Annotated in this window: 14 protein-coding genes and 2 pseudogenes; 5 read left to right on the top strand and 11 right to left on the bottom strand. The window is 41.1% G+C overall.

Going from position 1 to position 17,800, the window contains the following annotated elements; genetic code table 11:
• The first annotated feature begins 36 nt into the window (after positions 1-36).
• Positions 37-720 (top strand): methyltransferase domain-containing protein, encoded by a 684-nt coding sequence (locus tag HWQ36_RS08555; RefSeq protein WP_292700630.1) that lies wholly within the window; start codon positions 37-39, stop codon positions 718-720.
• Between the two features lie 14 nt (positions 721-734).
• Here HWQ36_RS08555 and HWQ36_RS08550 read toward each other — a convergent pair whose 3' ends face one another.
• The 4 genes and pseudogenes from HWQ36_RS08550 to HWQ36_RS08535 all read right to left on the bottom strand — a co-directional run bounded on the left by HWQ36_RS08550 (position 735) and on the right by HWQ36_RS08535 (position 6,210).
• Positions 735-3,017 carry a hypothetical protein gene (locus HWQ36_RS08550; protein ID WP_292700627.1) on the bottom strand — a complete coding sequence of 761 codons (2,283 nt, stop codon included), beginning with the start codon at positions 3,015-3,017 and terminating at the stop codon, positions 735-737.
• Positions 3,018-3,030: 13 nt separating this feature from the next.
• Positions 3,031-5,265, bottom strand: a complete 2,235-nt coding sequence (locus HWQ36_RS08545; RefSeq protein ID WP_292700624.1) for a hypothetical protein — start codon at positions 5,263-5,265, stop codon at positions 3,031-3,033.
• 331 nt (positions 5,266-5,596) lie between these two features.
• A pseudogene (locus tag HWQ36_RS08540) lies at positions 5,597-5,758 on the bottom strand (Uma2 family endonuclease); the annotation flags it as partial.
• 122 nt (positions 5,759-5,880) lie between these two features.
• Entirely contained in the window at positions 5,881-6,210 is a 330-nt protein-coding gene (locus HWQ36_RS08535; RefSeq protein ID WP_292700621.1) for a hypothetical protein, read from the bottom strand.
• A 98-nt stretch (positions 6,211-6,308) separates the two neighbouring features.
• Here HWQ36_RS08535 and HWQ36_RS08530 point away from each other — a divergent pair, with 98 nt between their 5' ends.
• Positions 6,309-7,463, top strand: coding sequence for a calcium-binding protein (locus HWQ36_RS08530; protein WP_292700618.1), 1,155 nt, complete (start codon positions 6,309-6,311; stop codon positions 7,461-7,463).
• A gap of 394 nt (positions 7,464-7,857) precedes the next feature.
• On the opposite strand, the gene HWQ36_RS08525 is transcribed toward HWQ36_RS08530, so the two are convergent.
• The 4 genes from HWQ36_RS08525 to sufB all read right to left on the bottom strand — a co-directional run bounded on the left by HWQ36_RS08525 (position 7,858) and on the right by sufB (position 12,920).
• Positions 7,858-9,120: a cysteine desulfurase gene (locus HWQ36_RS08525; RefSeq protein ID WP_292700615.1), complete on the bottom strand. Its 1,263-nt coding sequence runs from the start codon at positions 9,118-9,120 to the stop codon at positions 7,858-7,860.
• A gap of 14 nt (positions 9,121-9,134) precedes the next feature.
• Entirely contained in the window at positions 9,135-10,511 is a 1,377-nt protein-coding gene (gene sufD, locus HWQ36_RS08520) for a Fe-S cluster assembly protein SufD (protein WP_292700612.1), read from the bottom strand.
• 71 nt (positions 10,512-10,582) lie between these two features.
• Positions 10,583-11,374 carry a Fe-S cluster assembly ATPase SufC gene (gene sufC / locus HWQ36_RS08515; RefSeq protein WP_292700609.1) on the bottom strand — a complete coding sequence of 264 codons (792 nt, stop codon included), beginning with the start codon at positions 11,372-11,374 and terminating at the stop codon, positions 10,583-10,585.
• A 106-nt stretch (positions 11,375-11,480) separates the two neighbouring features.
• On the bottom strand, positions 11,481-12,920 hold the full coding sequence (sufB, locus tag HWQ36_RS08510) for a Fe-S cluster assembly protein SufB (protein WP_292700606.1): 1,440 nt from the start codon (positions 12,918-12,920) through the stop codon (positions 11,481-11,483).
• A gap of 432 nt (positions 12,921-13,352) precedes the next feature.
• On the opposite strand from sufB, the gene sufR reads away from it, so the two are divergent.
• Both sufR and HWQ36_RS08500 read left to right on the top strand, forming a co-directional pair.
• Positions 13,353-14,036 carry an iron-sulfur cluster biosynthesis transcriptional regulator SufR gene (sufR, locus tag HWQ36_RS08505; protein WP_292700603.1) on the top strand — a complete coding sequence of 228 codons (684 nt, stop codon included), beginning with the start codon at positions 13,353-13,355 and terminating at the stop codon, positions 14,034-14,036.
• 185 nt (positions 14,037-14,221) lie between these two features.
• Entirely contained in the window at positions 14,222-14,482 is a 261-nt protein-coding gene (locus HWQ36_RS08500) for a hypothetical protein (RefSeq protein WP_292700600.1), read from the top strand.
• 258 nt (positions 14,483-14,740) lie between these two features.
• Here HWQ36_RS08500 and HWQ36_RS08495 read toward each other — a convergent pair whose 3' ends face one another.
• Positions 14,741-15,373, bottom strand: a complete 633-nt coding sequence (locus HWQ36_RS08495; RefSeq protein ID WP_292700597.1) for a hypothetical protein — start codon at positions 15,371-15,373, stop codon at positions 14,741-14,743.
• Positions 15,374-15,690: 317 nt separating this feature from the next.
• Positions 15,691-16,017, bottom strand: a complete 327-nt coding sequence (locus HWQ36_RS08490; protein ID WP_100900674.1) for a YbjQ family protein — start codon at positions 16,015-16,017, stop codon at positions 15,691-15,693.
• A gap of 644 nt (positions 16,018-16,661) precedes the next feature.
• Between HWQ36_RS08490 and HWQ36_RS08485 the strand changes: the two genes are divergently transcribed.
• Positions 16,662-17,342, top strand: coding sequence for a tetratricopeptide repeat protein (locus HWQ36_RS08485; RefSeq protein ID WP_292700590.1), 681 nt, complete (start codon positions 16,662-16,664; stop codon positions 17,340-17,342).
• A gap of 11 nt (positions 17,343-17,353) precedes the next feature.
• Here the strand turns inward: HWQ36_RS08485 and HWQ36_RS08480 are convergent.
• Positions 17,354-17,665: pseudogene (locus HWQ36_RS08480) on the bottom strand (ABC transporter ATP-binding protein); the annotation flags it as partial.
• Positions 17,666-17,800 lie beyond the last annotated feature (135 nt).

The raw sequence follows: 17,800 nt of genomic DNA, 5'->3' as shown, positions 1-17,800 counted from the left end.
TTTGTTAAATAACCTAATTTTAGTGGTAACTAAGAAATGAATAAACTCATAGCCCGTAAAGTATATGACTCTAGTCTTTCTGACTCGTGGGCAAGTAGCCTGAGAAAAAAGCGCTTCTCTTTGTTCGTATCTATATTAGACTCACTGCCCTCTCCTATAAAAATACTCGATGTTGGAGGAACAGTAAGCTTTTGGGAGAATTTAGGCTTTTTGAATAAAGAAATTAAAGACGTAGAAATTACTCTACTAAATTTGAAATTTCCCGAAACAAGCTCAACACATCCAAAAATCAAGCAAGTTGTTGGGAGTGCTACAAACATGGTAAATTTCCAATCCAATGAGTTTGATATGGTTTTTTCCAATTCAGTGATTGAACATGTAGGAGATTATGATAAACAGTACCAGATGGCTACTGAAGTAATGCGAGTGGGAAAAAGATATTTTGTTCAAACACCAAATGTTTTTTTTCCGATTGAACCTCACTTTGTTTTTCCTTTATTTCAATTTATTCCCGTAAATTTTCGGGTATGGCTACTAACCAATTTTGCTCTTGGATGGTATGACAAGGTGGCTGATAAAGAGTTGGCTAGGACTATAGCTACTTCAATTAAGCTGCTAAGTAAGAGACAGTTCCTGAATCTGTTCCCTAGAGCGCAACTTTATGAAGAAAAGTTTTTCGGTTTAACCAAGTCTTTCACAGTCTATGGAGAATATCTCTAAGAGGCGGATAAACCTTACCTCTGAGGTAAGGGGATCTTAAATGAGTTAGGTGGAATTGGGTTAATGCTAGGTATAGGAGTAGGCACTACTTTTTTGAGGACTGTGATTACAAATCCTTTTTGCTGGGGTGGTTGCTTATTAGATATATCATTAACTTGCAGTGTGATTTGAGGTGGGAAGGCTAGATTAACTGGAAACTGCTTTGAGTCACTTAGTGCAACTTCATCGCCGTATGGCAGAAGTTTAACTTGAATATTTTCTTTTTCCCCTTCTACTCTCCAACTCAGAGTAGCAGTTGTTCCTTCATTAAGAATCAGATTTTGTTGCTCACTACCGTTAATTGTGAAAGAAATAATCCTAAATGGTTTTGGTAAAATTTCTATTTTAGATTCAGTCTTTTTAAAACTAGTTTTTTGACTTCCATTAGAAAAAGCTTTGATTTGAAAGGCAAATTTTCCGGCTTTATATGCAGGTAGAGGAATATTTGTACATCGTAGCTCTTGATTTTGTTGTGTACATAGCTTTTTAAGCTTAGGGTCTGCAAGATTACCTTGATTAATTTTATAAGCAATTGGTTCGCCGTAGGATGTCTCATCATCTGCACTGCCACCAATTTGAATTTGTTGCAGCAGTAATGGACGCGCAATAGTCCAACTTAAAAGAATATTTTGACCTTTTGTATACTGTGGTTTATCTGCTTGAAAATTAACAACTTCAGCAATTGGTTTCTCAGCTATTTCTACTTGGGTTGTTTGGGTTACTACTTGATTATTTCGAGAAAATAACTGTATACCATTCTGATAAGAGGCTTGTAATTGAAAAGTGTAATTTCCTTTTGTTTTAACTCCAGTTTTCACGTTGCTACAAATAAGCTCTTGTTCTTCTTGTATCTGACAAAGAGGTGTACTTTCCTTACCCAATGCTTCAGGAATGCCATTGCTAAAGTCATAGGTAATAGGCTCAATGGGTTGGGAACCTTTAGCCGTCAAAACCAACTTTTGCAACTGTTTATAGTGGTGAATTTCCCAATTCAAAGCAACCTCATCACCTTCGGTAATTTGAGAGTCTTTTGCACTAAAATTTTCTAATTTCAAAGGATCGGGATTTAAAATTCGCCAAATGATAAATCCTATTCCTCCTAATAATCCCAAAATTGCCAAAATTAACAGAATAAATTGCCACAAAGGACGGGGTTTCCATACCAAGCTCCCTTGAGGCAATGTGTTAGGTAGGGGTAAATTTTTTTGGTCTTTGATGTCAAGTTGAAAGTTAACCACTAGCCCTGCACCAAACCACGGTTTTCGCCACCAAGGTCTGGGTTTGACCGTCAAGTTGGCCACAGTACTTCTATTTGGTAATAATCTTATTTCAGTCGGATCAAATTTATAAGTATATAGTTCTTCTTCGTCTCGACTTTTTAAGCTTAATATCAGTTCGCGGACAATATTACCCTGGTTAGCTAGTGATAATTCGTACTTGCCCAGACTACGGCTAACTTGTCCCAAAATCGTATTAAGTTCTATGTCTAAGCGATAATTTGTCGGAATTTGAATGTACACCAAGTCTAGCAGTACTAAGTCGGGGGAGTTCTCCGAATACAAGCGGATTGTAGGAGAATAGCTTCCCGCGAGTGTATCCCCAGGTGGGTGAAATTTCAACAATATTTGACCTTTAGTACCAGGGTTGAGTTCTAGCGCAGTAACTTCAGATACTAATCCAGAACCCTCGTATCCACTTGCAGGATAATTAATTGTGAACCAGTCTTCGTCTAAATCTGGACAACTCAAGCGGAACCTATCGACGAGATAAGAGCGATTATCAACTATAACCTCTACTTGCAGAGGCTCACTAGGATTGAAAATTAGCGGCTTGTTGGGGTTGGTGTTAGGTCTAATGGAAAATGTCGGGTCATTCACCCGAATTGCAGTCTGTTCTTGTAGCAGAACCTTAATTTGGTTTGGGAAGGTTATGGGTGTATCTTGAGGATAATGTAGAGGTGAATCTACGACTAATGTATAGTCATAGGTTCCGGGAAGAGTATTTGCGGCAATTTGAAACTCAAATCTTACTTCGTCACTATTCTGTTGGGAAGCTAAGGCTAAACTTTCTCTAGGAGAACTAGACCAACCGGTTAAATTTTGAAATACTTCGTCAAAAACAAAATGTAAGTCAATAACTGCATCTTGGTCTCCTTGATTGATCACAACAACATAGAGTTCAATAGTATCTCCTGGCATTCCAAATTGAATTCCAGGTGGGTTGATAATAACTTGCAGTGGATTGAATTTAGCTTGCATGTCATTGACTCTCTTATTTGATGCGGTGTAGTTGGACTTGAAAATCTTCACTACCACTAACAATCATGGTTCCTTGATTAGTTTTCAAGTCGATACTATTGATTTTTTTAGAGCTTTGGTAAATTGTTTTACCTTCTGCTGCTTTTATTTTGTCGAGCTGATGTTCGGGAGTTAAGTACCAAAGTACCACTCGTCCATCATCGCCACCACTTACTAGCAAACCACCATCATCACTAAATGCCAGACTACGCACAGATGTTTTTGATGCTGGCCAGCGATCTATTGGCGAACAATTGAGTTCATTAACTTTTTCTTGCGGATTGGGATTTTTGAGAGTTTGGCACTGATTCAAATTCCAAATCGTGATGAATCCCGCAGAATCGGAGGTTGCTAGGATTTTTTCTGTGGAGTTAGGAACAAAAGCCAATCCCCAAATATAGTCTTCACGCCCAACTAATGGGTCTAGTTTTTCTAGATTTTGCACTGATAAACCTGGGAATTTTTTATCAGATTGAGTTGGGTTCCACTGCCACAAGATAAAACGCTTAAAGTTTCCGGCAATTACGAGAGTTTTGGCATCTGGGCTGAGATTTAATGCCCGGACTTGGAAACCTGATAATTTCAATGTACTTTGTACGTCGATAACTTGCGGTTCTGGCAGAAAATCGCTGTTAGGCGCTGGTCTTGACCATACTCTAACTTTACCACTGCCATAGCCACTGAATAAGTTAAGTGAGTTTGAGGTGAAAGCTAAATCAAAGACGCGATCGCCTTTTGCTTTAGGATCTTTAAGGTCTTGAAGTTCGCTAATCTTTAGACCTGATGGTACATCTCTGAGTTCAATTACACCATTATCGAGACCAACAGCCACACGATCGTTTTGTAATGGCATGAAGCGTAAGACTTCTACAGCATCATCGGTAATCGCCATTAAACCTTTGGGCTGTTGCCGTTGATCGCAAGCAAGGGGTTGCCCGGCGTATGTTACTGTATCATCGGGGTCTAAGCTATCAGCAGCAATTCTCCAAAGTCTTAATGTGCAATCATCTGAGCCACTGACCACCGATAAACCAATACCACTAAAACGGACTGAGTTTACAGAACGGGTATGCATTATATCTCTTGGTTGCAGTATTAATGCTAGGAGTGCAGCTAAGAGTGCGATCGCAGCTAGCTGTAGCCATAGAGGTATAATTGGCAGAGCCTCTACTTCTAATGTCTGCGTAGCGGGGTCTGTACTCCCTAAACGTTGGTCAGATAATTCCGATTTAGCCTCTAATAATAGAGTTTTGCCGATTCCTACCCAAGGGCGTTTTGTTTTAACATCAAGGATTACTTTACTTGTCTCTCCTAAATGGAGATTGGCATTTTCAGGAAGCTTTTTGAAACGACATTTTCGCCAGTCTCTACCCTGTACGTGGACATTAATTTGCTGGTTGAGGTTGCTAGCGTTTTTAAATAGTAATTCAAAGGAAGCTGTATCAGATTTCCAGTCAGGCAACCATGCCGATTTACTAGGAATTTTGAGGTGTTTTTGAGTGGTGGTAAAGTCTATAAAACCTACCGGTAAAACTTCAATGTTGCCTTCAGCACTGGTTGGATAACCATTATTGCTAACAGCTTCAATAGTAAAAGGGTAATTTTGACTGGGCGCTTGCACTACAGAAGGAGGTTGACATTGAAATGTGGCTTCTGCTAATCCACCTGGATCTAGAGATAATCGGCGTTCTGCACTACCTGCTAGCCAAGATGGATCAACACCTGTAAAACGTAGCCCCACATCAGTTGGTTGTTGCCCCAAGTTCCGCACCCGTATTGGTATATCTACTGCATTGCGGGGATAAACTTGGAACTCTCGCACAGGCAATTCTACACTTAAATGTGTTGGTCTGTTATCTCGTTCGATTTTCAGACGCAGCACAAGTCTGCACTGTTGTGCTAATTGCGGTGAAAAAATATTCACCATCAGGTTAACAGTACCGACAAATCCTGGAATGGGTGTATTGAATATGAAAACTTGAAATATGGTACTGCTGCCTGGTGGTTTAGCTGCTGCCACCTCTGGTTCGAGTCGATACCATCGGTATCCAGTGTTCCGGGTTTCTCCGGCTGCGGTAATTTCTACCTGAAAATTGACAAAGCGATCGCTGTCATTATTGACAGTTACCTCAAATGATACAGGAGTATCACCTGGACGAAAAGTTAGGTTCTGAGTAGAAAGGCTGGCATTAATAACACTTTTTTCCATGCTATTATTTATACTATTTTATTATTTTCCATGACTAATACTATTAAAAAATTAATATCTGCGAAAAAGTGACAATCGTTTTTTTGGTCTGATTATTCAAAGGAATTGTCTAGACCCAGTTTTCAGGTTCTTAAGATGAATAAAAAATGTAATTGGATAGTACTTGAAGATTTAGCTGAAGAATGGGAAGCTATTATGAAGTATGGTACAGAATTAGATGCTATTAATAGATTATCTGATAGCCTAAATAAGATTAACAAGTACATACCATAAATATTTTTTATAAAAATTTAGCTCGTAATTATATTCATGAATGAGGTAGAATTTACCCTTCGTGTTCAAAAAGTGGAGTCATGATTTCTAAAACACCGCAGTCGTAAGCAAACCGAGAACCTCTATGCTCACCTGTATCTCTCAGCAAGGCTTCAAAGGTTTCCCAGCTAATGTTGTGTAAGACTGTTCTTTGTTCAGCAGGCGGTGACTGGACAAGCATATTAAAATAATTCGTAATTCGTAATACTTCGGCTACGCTCAGTACAAGTTCGTAATTCGTAATTAAGTTTTGTAACTGGAATTTAGACCTTGCCACAAAACTTGCTGAATCCCTAGAATTAGTTAAAAAACTTCTTCTGCCAGGATGTCAGACAAAATTCCGATAACTTTACCTATGTCATTAATATAATACTCGCCCAAGTCAATTTCAACTACTTGCCCAATTAGCTTTAAAAATTTCCAGATGGTTCCAGTAGTAACAGTACCATAAATTGTTTTAATGTGATTTCCTTCACGTTCATTAAACAATTTAGCTGCTAGCATTTCTGCTACACACTGACCTAATCCTGCATTGATATTTGCTTTTTTCGCTTCTAAAATTTTTACGACTGCGGCATTAAAAATTAATAATTTTGTCGAACGTTTAAGAAATAATAAAATCGCAATTTCCATTTAGTTATTGTGGCGCATCTACAGTAAAATCAATACCTGATAACAAACTTCTAATTTAGCGTTGACCAAGTTCGGATACATTACTAATAGAGGCTTTTATGACAACTACTCTAACTACTACAGGTTGGGTAAGCGACGACCTTATAGGTGTTTGGACTCCATCTGCTGACAGTGTTACCGACTTAAATGGAGGCATCGTCAATCCCGAGGGTAACGTAGCAAATACGCTGGCTGGCAGAGACTCTATCGTTGGCAGTGGAGGCGAATTCGGGAGAGGTATCTCTAACAGTGGCACCATTGATACCGGGGCTGGCAATGACTCTATCTTTGGCAGTAGTGCAAGCGAATTCGGGACAGGTATCTACAACAATGGCACCATTGATACCGGGGCTGGCAATGACTCTATCTGTGCTATTGCAACCGGAGATTCTAGCACGGGCATCGTCAACAGTGCTGGCACCATCAATACCGGTCATGGCAATGACTCTATCTCTGGAAAAGGTAGGGGTATTGGCATCCTCAACAGTCGTGGCACCATCAATACTGGTGATGGTATTGACTCTATCTCTGGAACGGGTGCGGGTTTTGGCATCCTCAACCTCGGTAATATCAATACTGGAAATGGTAATGACTCCATCGTTGGCTGTGCAAGTGCAAATTCTAGCAGAGGCATTCAAAACAGTAACACTATCAGTACCGGGAATGGTAATGATTGCATTATTGGCAGTACAAGCGGAGATGAGAGCTACACCATCTTCAACACTAGCGATTCCACTATCGATACTGGAGATGGTAATGACTCCATCGTTGGCATTGCCAGCGGATCTGGAAGCAATGGCATCTTCAACATTGGCACTATCAACACGGGGGCTGGTAATGACTTGATTGTTGGCAGTGGGAGTGGAGGTGCGCGCAGCGGCATCTTCAACATTGGCATCATCGACACTGGGGCTGGTAACGATACAATCATCGCCAATGGAGGCTTCGCTGATGGTAATGGCAGCGTCAACTTAGGAACGGGTAACGATTATCTCAAAGGGGTTGGTGGAGGCTCTTTCAATGGAGGAGATGGTCAAGACACACTGGAATTAACAACAGGAACTTATACTGTTGGCATATCGGGAACAACGATCGCCTTCCAGATTAGTGAGTTCATTACTATGGAGACTTCGGGGTTTGAGAAACTGATCGCAGGTCGCACAATTTATAATTTCACAAGTTTGACCAATGGCCAGACAATTACTGTTGCCTAAACGAGTCAACCAATCAAGGAAAGACCCAACACAATTGTCCCTGGTGCTGGGTCATACGATCTGACCGAATAATTCGTAATTCGTAATTCGTAATTCTTAATTAAGAATTCATTAATTAGGAATTAATTAATAATTAAATCATTGAGGGTACAAGCCCCTAACTTCAGTTATGAAGAAAGAGAAAAAGCGTAGCAACTTTATTCAAGCCCCCGGATTTATCCGTGGGGTAATAATTACGAATTACGAAGTTAGTTATTACGAATTATTATGACTCCTTTGCTAGAACAATTTCAGATTCGACATCCAGCGTTCTGCTGTCATATATGGTCTCTTGTGGGGTTTGGAATTGGTCATAGACAGTCCACAGCAACCAGTATCTAAACATTGTCTACTGTTAACTAGAGAACCCAGCAAAGAAGTCTAGAGTTTCCTTCAATGCTTTGATGAAAACATCAATTTCTTCGCGGGTGTTGTAGAAAGATAGACTTGCTCGTGCGGTTGCAGCCAGACCTAAGTAACGGTGTAATGGTTGAGTACAGTGGTGTCCAGAACGGATGGCAACACCTTCTTGATCTAATAATGTAGATAAGTCGTTGGCGTGGACTTCCCCGGCAGTGAATGATGCAAGAGCGGCTCTACCTTCCCCTTTCGCATTGGGTTTGGGGCCGTAAATTCTAATTTGGGGAATTTGCTCTAATTGTTGGAACAAATAAGCTGTTAATTCGGCTTCGTAGGCGTGGATTTTATCCATACCGATGCTAGTAAGATAATCTATTGCGGCACCAAGTGCGATCGCTTCTCCAATTGCAGGTGTACCAGCTTCAAATTTATGTGGTAATTCTGCATAGGTAGAATGGTCTAAATATACCTCTGCAATCATTTCACCACCGCCAAAAAATGGTGGCATTGATTCTAACAATTCCAACTTGCCATAGAGAAATCCTATCCCAGTTGGGGCGCACATTTTGTGACCGGAAGCTACCAACCAATCACAATCTATCTGCTGGACATCTACAGGCACATGAGGGACACTTTGGCAAGCATCAACTAAGAATTTAGCACCGTATTTACGTGCGATCGCACCAATTTCTTCTACTGGGTTAATACAACCCAAAGTATTAGAAATATGCACCACCGACACCAACTTGGTTTTGTCGGAGATCAGCTTTTTAAACTGTTCCGAATCAAAAGTTTCTTCGGGTGTCAGTTCCACAAATTTCAGTAATGCACCCGTTTTTTGTGCTACTAATTGCCAGGGTACAATATTACTGTGGTGTTCCATCACCGAGAGAATAATTTCATCTCCCGGCTGCAAATTATTCATTCCCCAGCTATAAGCTACTAGGTTAATCGCTTCACTTGCGTTGCGGGTATAGATGATTTCCTGACGGGATGCAGCATTAATGAATTTGGCAATTTTATCTCTAGCACCTTCATAAGCATCGGTAGCTTTAGCACTCAGGGCATGGGCACCGCGATGGACGTTAGCATTATAGTGTTCGTAATAATCTCGTAGAGTATTTAACACCAACAAAGGCTTTTGCGATGTCGCAGCATTATCGAGATAAACCAAGGGTTTCCCGTTAACTTCCTGATGCAATATCGGGAAGTCAGCGCGAACTTTATCAGCAAGGGTTTTGGTAGAGGTAAAAGTCATTGGTAGATTAGTTATTACTCATTAGTCAGGGACTTGAGATTATTGACTGTGTTTAAAAGGATTTCTCGCAGAGAAGGAACTGGTATTTTGTTGATGACTTCAGCAGCGAAGGCGTTAATTAACAACTTCCGAGCATCGTTTTCATCAATTCCCCGACTTTGCAGATAGAATATTTCATCATCTTCCAATTGGCTAACGGTAGCACCGTGGGCGCATTTGACATTATCGGCAGTAATTTCCAATTGGGGTTTGGTATCAACTCTGGCTTTAGATGATAGCAGCAGATTGCGATTTAACTGGGCTGCATTTGTCAACTGCGCTGGTTTTGGTACAAAAACTTTACCATTGAATACCGCATGAGCGCGATCGCCTACAATACATTTATGCAATTGATCGCTTGTACCGTGAGGATAGTTAAGTGCGATCGCACTGTGAGTATCAGACAACTGCTTACCAGAAATGATCGTCAAACCGTTGAGAGTAGTTTGTGTCTGCTCACCAGTTTGCAAAATTTCTAAATTGTGCCGTGACAACTTCGCCCCTAAAGTTATGGCATGACAAGTATATCGACTATCACGAGCCTGTGCGATCGCAGTCTTCCCAATATGAAAAGCCTCTGCACCTTCTTGCTCAACCCTAGTGTGACTCACTTCAGCATTGTCACCAACCCAAACTTCCGTAACCGCATTGGTAAAATATACTCCTTCTTCCTTGGCGCTCTTGGCATCTTGGCGGTTCGTATACTCCTCAACCAACGTCACCTGCGAACCACTTTCCGCCACTACCAAACAACGCGGCTGCGAAATCGTCGCAGTCTCCCCCACAACCGAAATAAACACCAAATGAATTAGCGTTTCAACCACCACATTCTTCTTCACCCACACCACAGCAGCATCAGTTATCCCAGCCGTATTGAGAGCAGTAAAAACCTCCTGCGCTCCCTCAGCTTGAGCTAAATACGGCCGTACACCCTCCTGCTCAACCGCAGACAAACCAGCCAAATTACTCACCACAATACCAGATGGTAAATCTGAAACTGCTGATAACTCCGGTGCAAAAACACCATTAACAAAAACCAAACGACTGTTAGCCGCTTCTGGCAAAATATCAAATTGCAAAGACGTATAACTTCCCGTCTCTACATTAAATTGCAGCTTTCGCAGAGACGATAAATCAGTAAATCGCCATTCTTCCTCGCGAGTGGTGGGAATAGTCGAGTGGCGTACCCAACTAGCAGCACCTTCACGTAATTCCTGTAACCATCCTTCTGTTTTGGGTGCAGTTACCTGATTTAACAATTCAGTTAGATAGGTATCTTTATCTAACAGAGTCGATGTCAAACTGACAAAATTCGAGTTAGGTATTGGACTGGGAGATACTTGAATACTCATTAGATACTCGTAAACTAGTTTAGAATGTTAAGTAGTGCTGGAATTAAAAATCCCTATCAGGGATTGAAACATTACACACCCACCTCAGCAGCAGCAAATTCTTCCAGCACCCAGTCATAACCGCGAGACTCTAATTCCAGCGCCAGTTCCTTACCACCACTGGTAATAATTTGCCCCTGTGCCATCACATGCACAAAATCAGGCACAATATAATCAAGTAATCGCTGATAGTGAGTAATCAAAATTGTGGAATTTTCTGGGCTTGCCAGTTGATTTACCCCATTTGCCACAATTCGGAGAGCGTCAATATCCAAACCCGAATCAGTTTCATCCAAAATTCCCAACTTTGGTTCCAGCAATGCCATTTGCAGAATCTCATTCCGCTTCTTCTCGCCACCAGAAAACCCTTCATTCAAACTGCGACTGAGAAAACTGGGATTCATCTTCACCACATCCAGCTTTTCTTCAATCAAATCGTCAAAATCAAAAGCGTCTATTTCCTCTAAACCTTGCGCCTTGCGCCGGGAATTGTACGCCACCCGCAAAAAATCCAAATTGCTCACACCCGGAATTTCTAACGGATACTGAAACGCCAAAAATACACCACTTCTGGCCCGTTCCTCCGGCTCCAACTCCAACAAATTTTGTCCCTGAAAAATCACCTCACCGCCAGTCACCTCATACGCCGGATGTCCAGCCAACACCTTAGAAAAAGTACTCTTACCAGAACCATTCGGCCCCATAATCGCATGAATTTCACCCGATCGCACCTCAAGATTCACACCCTTCAAAATCGGTGTCCCATCAACATTAACCGTCAGATTCCGTACAGACAGCACAACTTCACTATTTTCAATAATCATCTTCTCTCCCTTCTCTTTCTCTGCGCCCTTGGCGTCTTGGCGGTTCGTTATTCTTCCAAAGACAAACACAGAACGCCTATATATCTGTGTTTATCCTTGCTTCCATTTATCCAACACTGCCTTCCAACTTCAAACTCAACAACTTATCAGCTTCCACAGCAAACTCCATCGGTAGCTGATTAAAAACATCCTTACAGAACCCGCTAATCATCATCGAAATAGCATCTTCCGAAGAAATACCCCGTTGAGCAAAATAAAATAACTGATCTTCCCCAATCTTAGAAGTAGAAGCTTCATGCTCCACCTTCGCACCGTTATTTTGCACCTGGATATAAGGAAAAGTATTCGCATGAGCATTATCCCCAATCAGCATTGAGTCGCACTGAGAATAATTTCTCGCTCCTTTTGCTGTCGGATTGACTTTCACCAAACCCCGGTAACTATTACTAGATTTACCTGCGGAGATTCCTTTAGAAATAATTGTACTGCGGGTATTCTTACCTACGTGAATCATCTTACTGCCAGTATCAGCTTGCTGCTGATGATTTGTCAGTGCCACCGAGTAAAACTCACCCACAGAGTTATCACCCACCAACACACAGCTAGGATATTTCCAAGTAATTGCCGAACCTGTTTCGACTTGAGTCCAGGAAATCTTGGAATTTACGCCCTGACACAAACCGCGCTTGGTGACAAAGTTGTAAATACCGCCTTTACCGTTGGCATCTCCAGCGTACCAGTTTTGGACAGTGGAGTATTTAATTTCGGCATTGTCGAGGGCGACGAGTTCCACAACGGCGGCGTGTAGCTGGTTGCTGTCATACATCGGTGCAGTGCAACCTTCCAGGTAAGAAACATAACTACCTTCTTCAGCGACAATCAAAGTTCGCTCAAATTGTCCCGTGTCACCAGAGTTGATGCGGAAGTAGGTAGACAGTTCCATTGGGCATTTTACGCCTTTAGGAATATAGACAAAAGAACCATCGCTAAATACGGCGGCGTTCAAGGCGGCAAAATAGTTGTCAGCGATGGGAACAACACTACCCAAATATTTTTTAATTAGTTCTGGGTGTTCTTGCAACGCTTCGGAAAACGAACAGAAAATAACGCCGTCTTCCGCTAGCTTTTCTTTAAATGTAGTGGCGACAGAGACGCTATCGAAAATTGCATCAACGGCGACATTTGCCAGCCGCTTCTGTTCCGATAGAGAAATGCCTAATTTCTCAAAGGTTTCTAAAAGGGTTGGATCAACTTCATCCAAGCTGTTTAGTTTTTCTTTCTTGCGTTTTGGCGCTGAGTAGTAAATGATATCTTGATAATTAATTGGCGGATACTTGACATTAGGCCAAGTTGGCTCCGTCATTTTTTGCCACTGGCGATAAGCTCTGAGGCGAAAATCCAGCATGAACTGCGGCTCGTTCTTCTTGGAGGAGATCAAGCGGATAACGTCCTCGTCTAGTCCACGCGGTATAGTGTCGGACTCAATGTCGGTAACAAAGCCGTACTTGTAGGGTTGGTTGACTAAGGTTTTGACAGTGGCACTCATCAGTAATAATCTCTCGTGTTCGGAACTCTTTTAGGATGGGAGGCGGGCTTTTCTCTAGCCGATTCCCATCTCCCGTTACGGAATGGTTACACGGCTGCTAGAATGGTGGTGGATACTAAAACAACTTCATTGTTGTTTAACCTATCTTCATTTTACGCTAGATTAACAACAACAATGTTGTCAAAGTCAAACAATTTTGGATTTTAGATTTGCAATTTGGGATTGAAAGAGTCCACAAGGGTACTTGGCTCAAGGATTTTAGATTGACGATCGCGCAGCCTCTTCTCTAACAAGAGGCATAAAGTAAGTGGCATTGGGGCATGTACCAAAAAACTTTTTTAATCCAAAATCCAAAATCCAAAATCTAAAATTGGCACGGTCAAATTTTCAAAGAAATTTTTGGGGCGTTCGCTGAACGTCTCGCACCAGAAGATGGCGACTACCCACCAGTCCTCAACCAAGCAAGATATCCTAGAATATCTGCACAAACACGAAAAAGCAACGGCTTTAAAGCTAGCTGAAGTTTTAGACGTTACCCCTCAAGCAATTCGTCGCCATCTCAAAGATTTGGAGACCGAGGAGCTAGTTTTGTATTCGACATCAGTGCAGACGGCGGGAATGGGGCGTCCGCAGCACCTTTATCAACTGAGTCGTCAGGGACGCGATCGCTTGCACCGCACAATGAGCGATCGCTTCGGTGATGGCCACGGCAATTTTGCGGTTTCGCTGCTAGACACCTTAGCCGAAACGGTAGGACACGATCAATTTAAATCGATTTTAGAGAAACAGTGGCAGCGCAAAGCTCAAGAATACCGCGATCGCGTCGGTAACGGTTCACTGCGAGAACGTGTGGCTAACTTAGTAGAGTTGAGAAAAGCGGAAGGCTTCATGGCCGAGTATCACCCGGTTGATGTGAATGACTGCTTTGAGAGCGATCGCTTTATATTAATGGAGCATAACTGCGCCATTTCTAACGTTGCCGAGTCTTTCCCTAGCATTTGTGGTCACGAATTAGAAATGTTTGCAGATGTATTACCAGATTGTACCATAGAGCGCACTCACTGGATTATTGATGGCGAACATCGTTGTGGCTATTTGGTAAAAGCTCGTCATTAGTCATCTGTCATTAGTGCTTTTTTTAATACAATACAGTTCAGTTAAGCTTCTCTTTCTTTGCGTCCTTTGCGGTTCGTTAAAAAAATTAACTTTGACAAACAGTAAAGTCTTAACCCAAGCGTATTATTTTTTAATAACTAATGCCCAATGCCCAATACCCAATACCCAACTAAATTTGAGAGTTTATGGACATACCACCACAGCAACCATCAGCACAATTTTTAACCCTGGAAGAGTCAGCAAAAGTTGACGCGGCTTTGTTGTCTTCTCCAGAAAAGTTTTTAACAAGATTGACAATTTCATCACTTAAGTTGTTGAAGCATATCGCTCAAGAATACGGTGTTGCTATTGAAGATTTGACAGCACAACAAGTAATTGCTTGGTTTGAAAAAGATGGCAAAATTCGCCGTGAGCAGGGAATTGAAGCTTCATATCTGAAATGGTGAATTAGGGATACAAGTAGATTAAACTAATACCCAGATCCCCGACTTCTTAGAGAAGTCGGGGATCTATTACATTTAGGAAATAGGCCTGAAAAAAAGCACCTTGAAAAAAGGTGCTTTTATTTAAAAAGAAATACAGCACTTACGGCAGCTATGAGGTACATTCCCAAATCTGAAAGCTTTGATAGGAGAGGGCAAGGAAAAAAACTGTATTGCATAATAGCCGGAAGCGCTGTAAGATTTGATTTTTCAAACAATTATTTAAGGATTGTAATTGTTAGTCCGGGGAGTGCGAGCGCCAGCTACGGCTCCTATCATTGCAGCTACTAAACCCAACAAAGAACCAAATACAAACCACCACAATCCTGAACGTAGATTAGCTGCCGTTTCACGAGCTTGCTGGGCGCTTATGTTTGCTTGTGGTACATTAACACCACCTTGCTGTTGTACCTGGTTTATGACTTCCCCAGCGTTGGAAGCAGCAACACCAAAAGCACCAGATACTCCACTTGCTAAAAGCCATGAGCTAACTGCCAAAGTCGTTGCCCAAAGAATTGCACCGTTAAGAAGAGCTGTATTACGGTTCATCGGCCCACAAGCACGGGCTGTAACCCAACCACCAGTAAATAGAGAAATTAGTAAAGCGACAGTTGACCAAAGCCCTGCATTACCCGCAGCGTTAGAGGCAATTGTTCTGGGCGCACCTGAACCTGCAACTGTACCAGCTGCGATCGCACCTATTATAGAACTTAAAATTAATTGTGTAGCTAAAGAAACCAACAAACCAGCAATAATCGGCCCCCAGCGAACACGATCGTGATATTCCGCTACTCTACCCGCTACCACCGTATCAGTAGATATAACATCATTACCTGTCCGATTTACGTATGACATCGCTTATGTTCTCCAGTGCTTTTTCAGCAAAGTTCCTGCTCAGGTACATTCATCTTTATGCTTAAAATTAAACAATGAAATCATCCGCTTTCATCTCTATCAATAGAAAGATTTAATAGGTCTATCTTTAGTGAGAAAAAAGACTTTATTTCACAACTTTTAATGCAATTTATTATTTATTAATGCCTGAATAATTATTTAGACATTTTTAGTCATAAAATTTCTAATTTTAACTTAAAAACTTTCATGAGAAACCAGCTTTAGTAGTGTTTGCAATTAAACTTAAAACAAAACAAAATTACGAATTACGAATTATTTTAACGCATCCTTACAGCTGTACCTGTGGCAGTAATCAGCAAAAGAACTCCTGACTGGTCAAGATTGATTGTGCCAGTATCAATTTCAATTCCGATTACAGCATTTGCTCCTAAACGTTGTGCCCGTTGTTCTAATTCTTCTAGTGCCTTGCGTTGACCCTGCTCAAAAAGACGCTCATAGCTCCCAGTGCGTCCACCGATAATATCTCGAATACCAGCCAAAAAATCCCGTAAGAAATTGCTGCCGTAGACTACTTCTGCTGTCACAATGCCTAAATATGACTCAATTACTGCTCCTTGAATTACATCAGTAGTAGTTATAATCATAAATTAACCTCCTAGATAATATACATATTGATTATTCAGATTTTTGTCAAAATATGTGAGAATTGTAACTTTGATTACAGAGTACAGGTTTAATAAACATCCTCTCGCGCAACTTGAAATTGCGCTTTCAGCTTTAGTATTGTCCTCAACAGAAACTAGGACTTAAAGAAACATTTTACTGATTAAATTTATCTTACCGTGTAATGACCAAAAGAAGATGTTAACGCCGCGATAATGACTTATAAAAAGGTAGTATCAAATACTAAAAATTGGATACAGAGTTAGCAAATGATTAAATTAAATAACAAACATAAATGAATATCAAACCCTGTAAGCTTGCCCTATCAAGATATAGGATTAAGTCAGATGCCTGTTGATATTTTTCGGATAATACGTATAAATACCGATTAAAAAAGGTGTCGTTTTGCTTTCATACCGTTTGATATAGGATCACTTCATTTGATTCTTGATAGCTTATACTCATCCTTCAGTAAAAACTCTCTTATGGAGTGCTGATGAATGTAAAGGAACAGTGAATGAACTATTAACATCTTAATTCATACGAATAAATACAGTTTTCAAAAATCCATATTTTTGTTTTAATGTACAAGAAAAAAGTCCTCTAAAATTTCAGGAAATTTACTGTGTACAAGCCAACATCATTCGTGTTTAGTGTGGTGTTACTAGGATGTTTTACCTTCACCATACCTTCAGTAGCTCAAGCTCAGGTATTAGTGGCGCAAGCCAAAAACCCACAATTAAAGCAACTACTAGAAGAAGGACGGAGGTTAGTAGATAGTGGTGATTATGGTGGTGCGATCGCAGTTTATCAGCAAGCAGCTAGTCTAGATCCCAAAAATGCTAAAATCCATTCAGGTATTGGCTACTTATATGCTCAACAGGGAAATTACCAGGCAGCACTAAGTTCTTATCGTCGTGCGATCGCCATCAACCCTAACAATAGTGATTTTTACTACGCTGTGGGTTACATTAAAGCCAATTTGGGAGATACAGCTGGGGCAAAAGAAGGCTACCGTCGGGCCATACAGCTAAACCGTAATAACGTTAACGCCTATTTAGGACTAGCTGTGACGCAATCTCGTATGGGAGATTATAATGCTGCTACTTGGGCATATCAACAAGCAATCGACTTGGATAAAAACAACGCCCAGACTTATGAATTGATGGGTTCGATGTATAAACAGCGACGACAAACCAAACAAGCCAACAGCTTGCTTCAGAAAGCCCGCGACTTGTACAAGCGGCGCAATGACTCACAAGGAGTGGACAGAGTAGAAGCCATGCTGCGGCAGTTAGGAGGATGAGGTTAATCTAACTAGCGTCCCGTTAATTCTACAAAAATATCTTCCAGATTAGAGGGACGCACCATCATTCTGGTTTTATCGGGCTGTTCGTTTAAGTAGACATTTACTGCTTTCAAAAATGGGAAAAACAAATATTCCCAACTACGGGCGCTATCATTTCCCACTTCAGACATACCCAATTGCCTCATCACCAAACCTTTTCTGTGAACAGAACGAAACTGTTGTAAAGTTCTCAAAGAAATCAGCCTGCCATCCATAATACCTATGCGTTCTGGCTTGGTAGAGCAAAAAGCATCGCACAAAAATTCAACCTCATCCATAAAATCCCCAAGTTTCACCAAGCTTGGTTTTGTGCAGTTTAACAAAGAATTGGTATCAAGTCGTCATACACCATAGTCCTACTCGGTCATTTATGAACAACAAAATTCCCGATTTCTTAGAGAAGTCGGGAATATGAG

This window comes from Nostoc sp. NMS2 (assembly GCF_017115105.1).
Lineage (GTDB): Bacteria > Cyanobacteriota > Cyanobacteriia > Cyanobacteriales > Nostocaceae > Nostoc.
The sequence above is the reverse complement of the archived record's forward strand: the minus strand, read 5'-3'. Positions and strand labels throughout refer to the sequence as shown.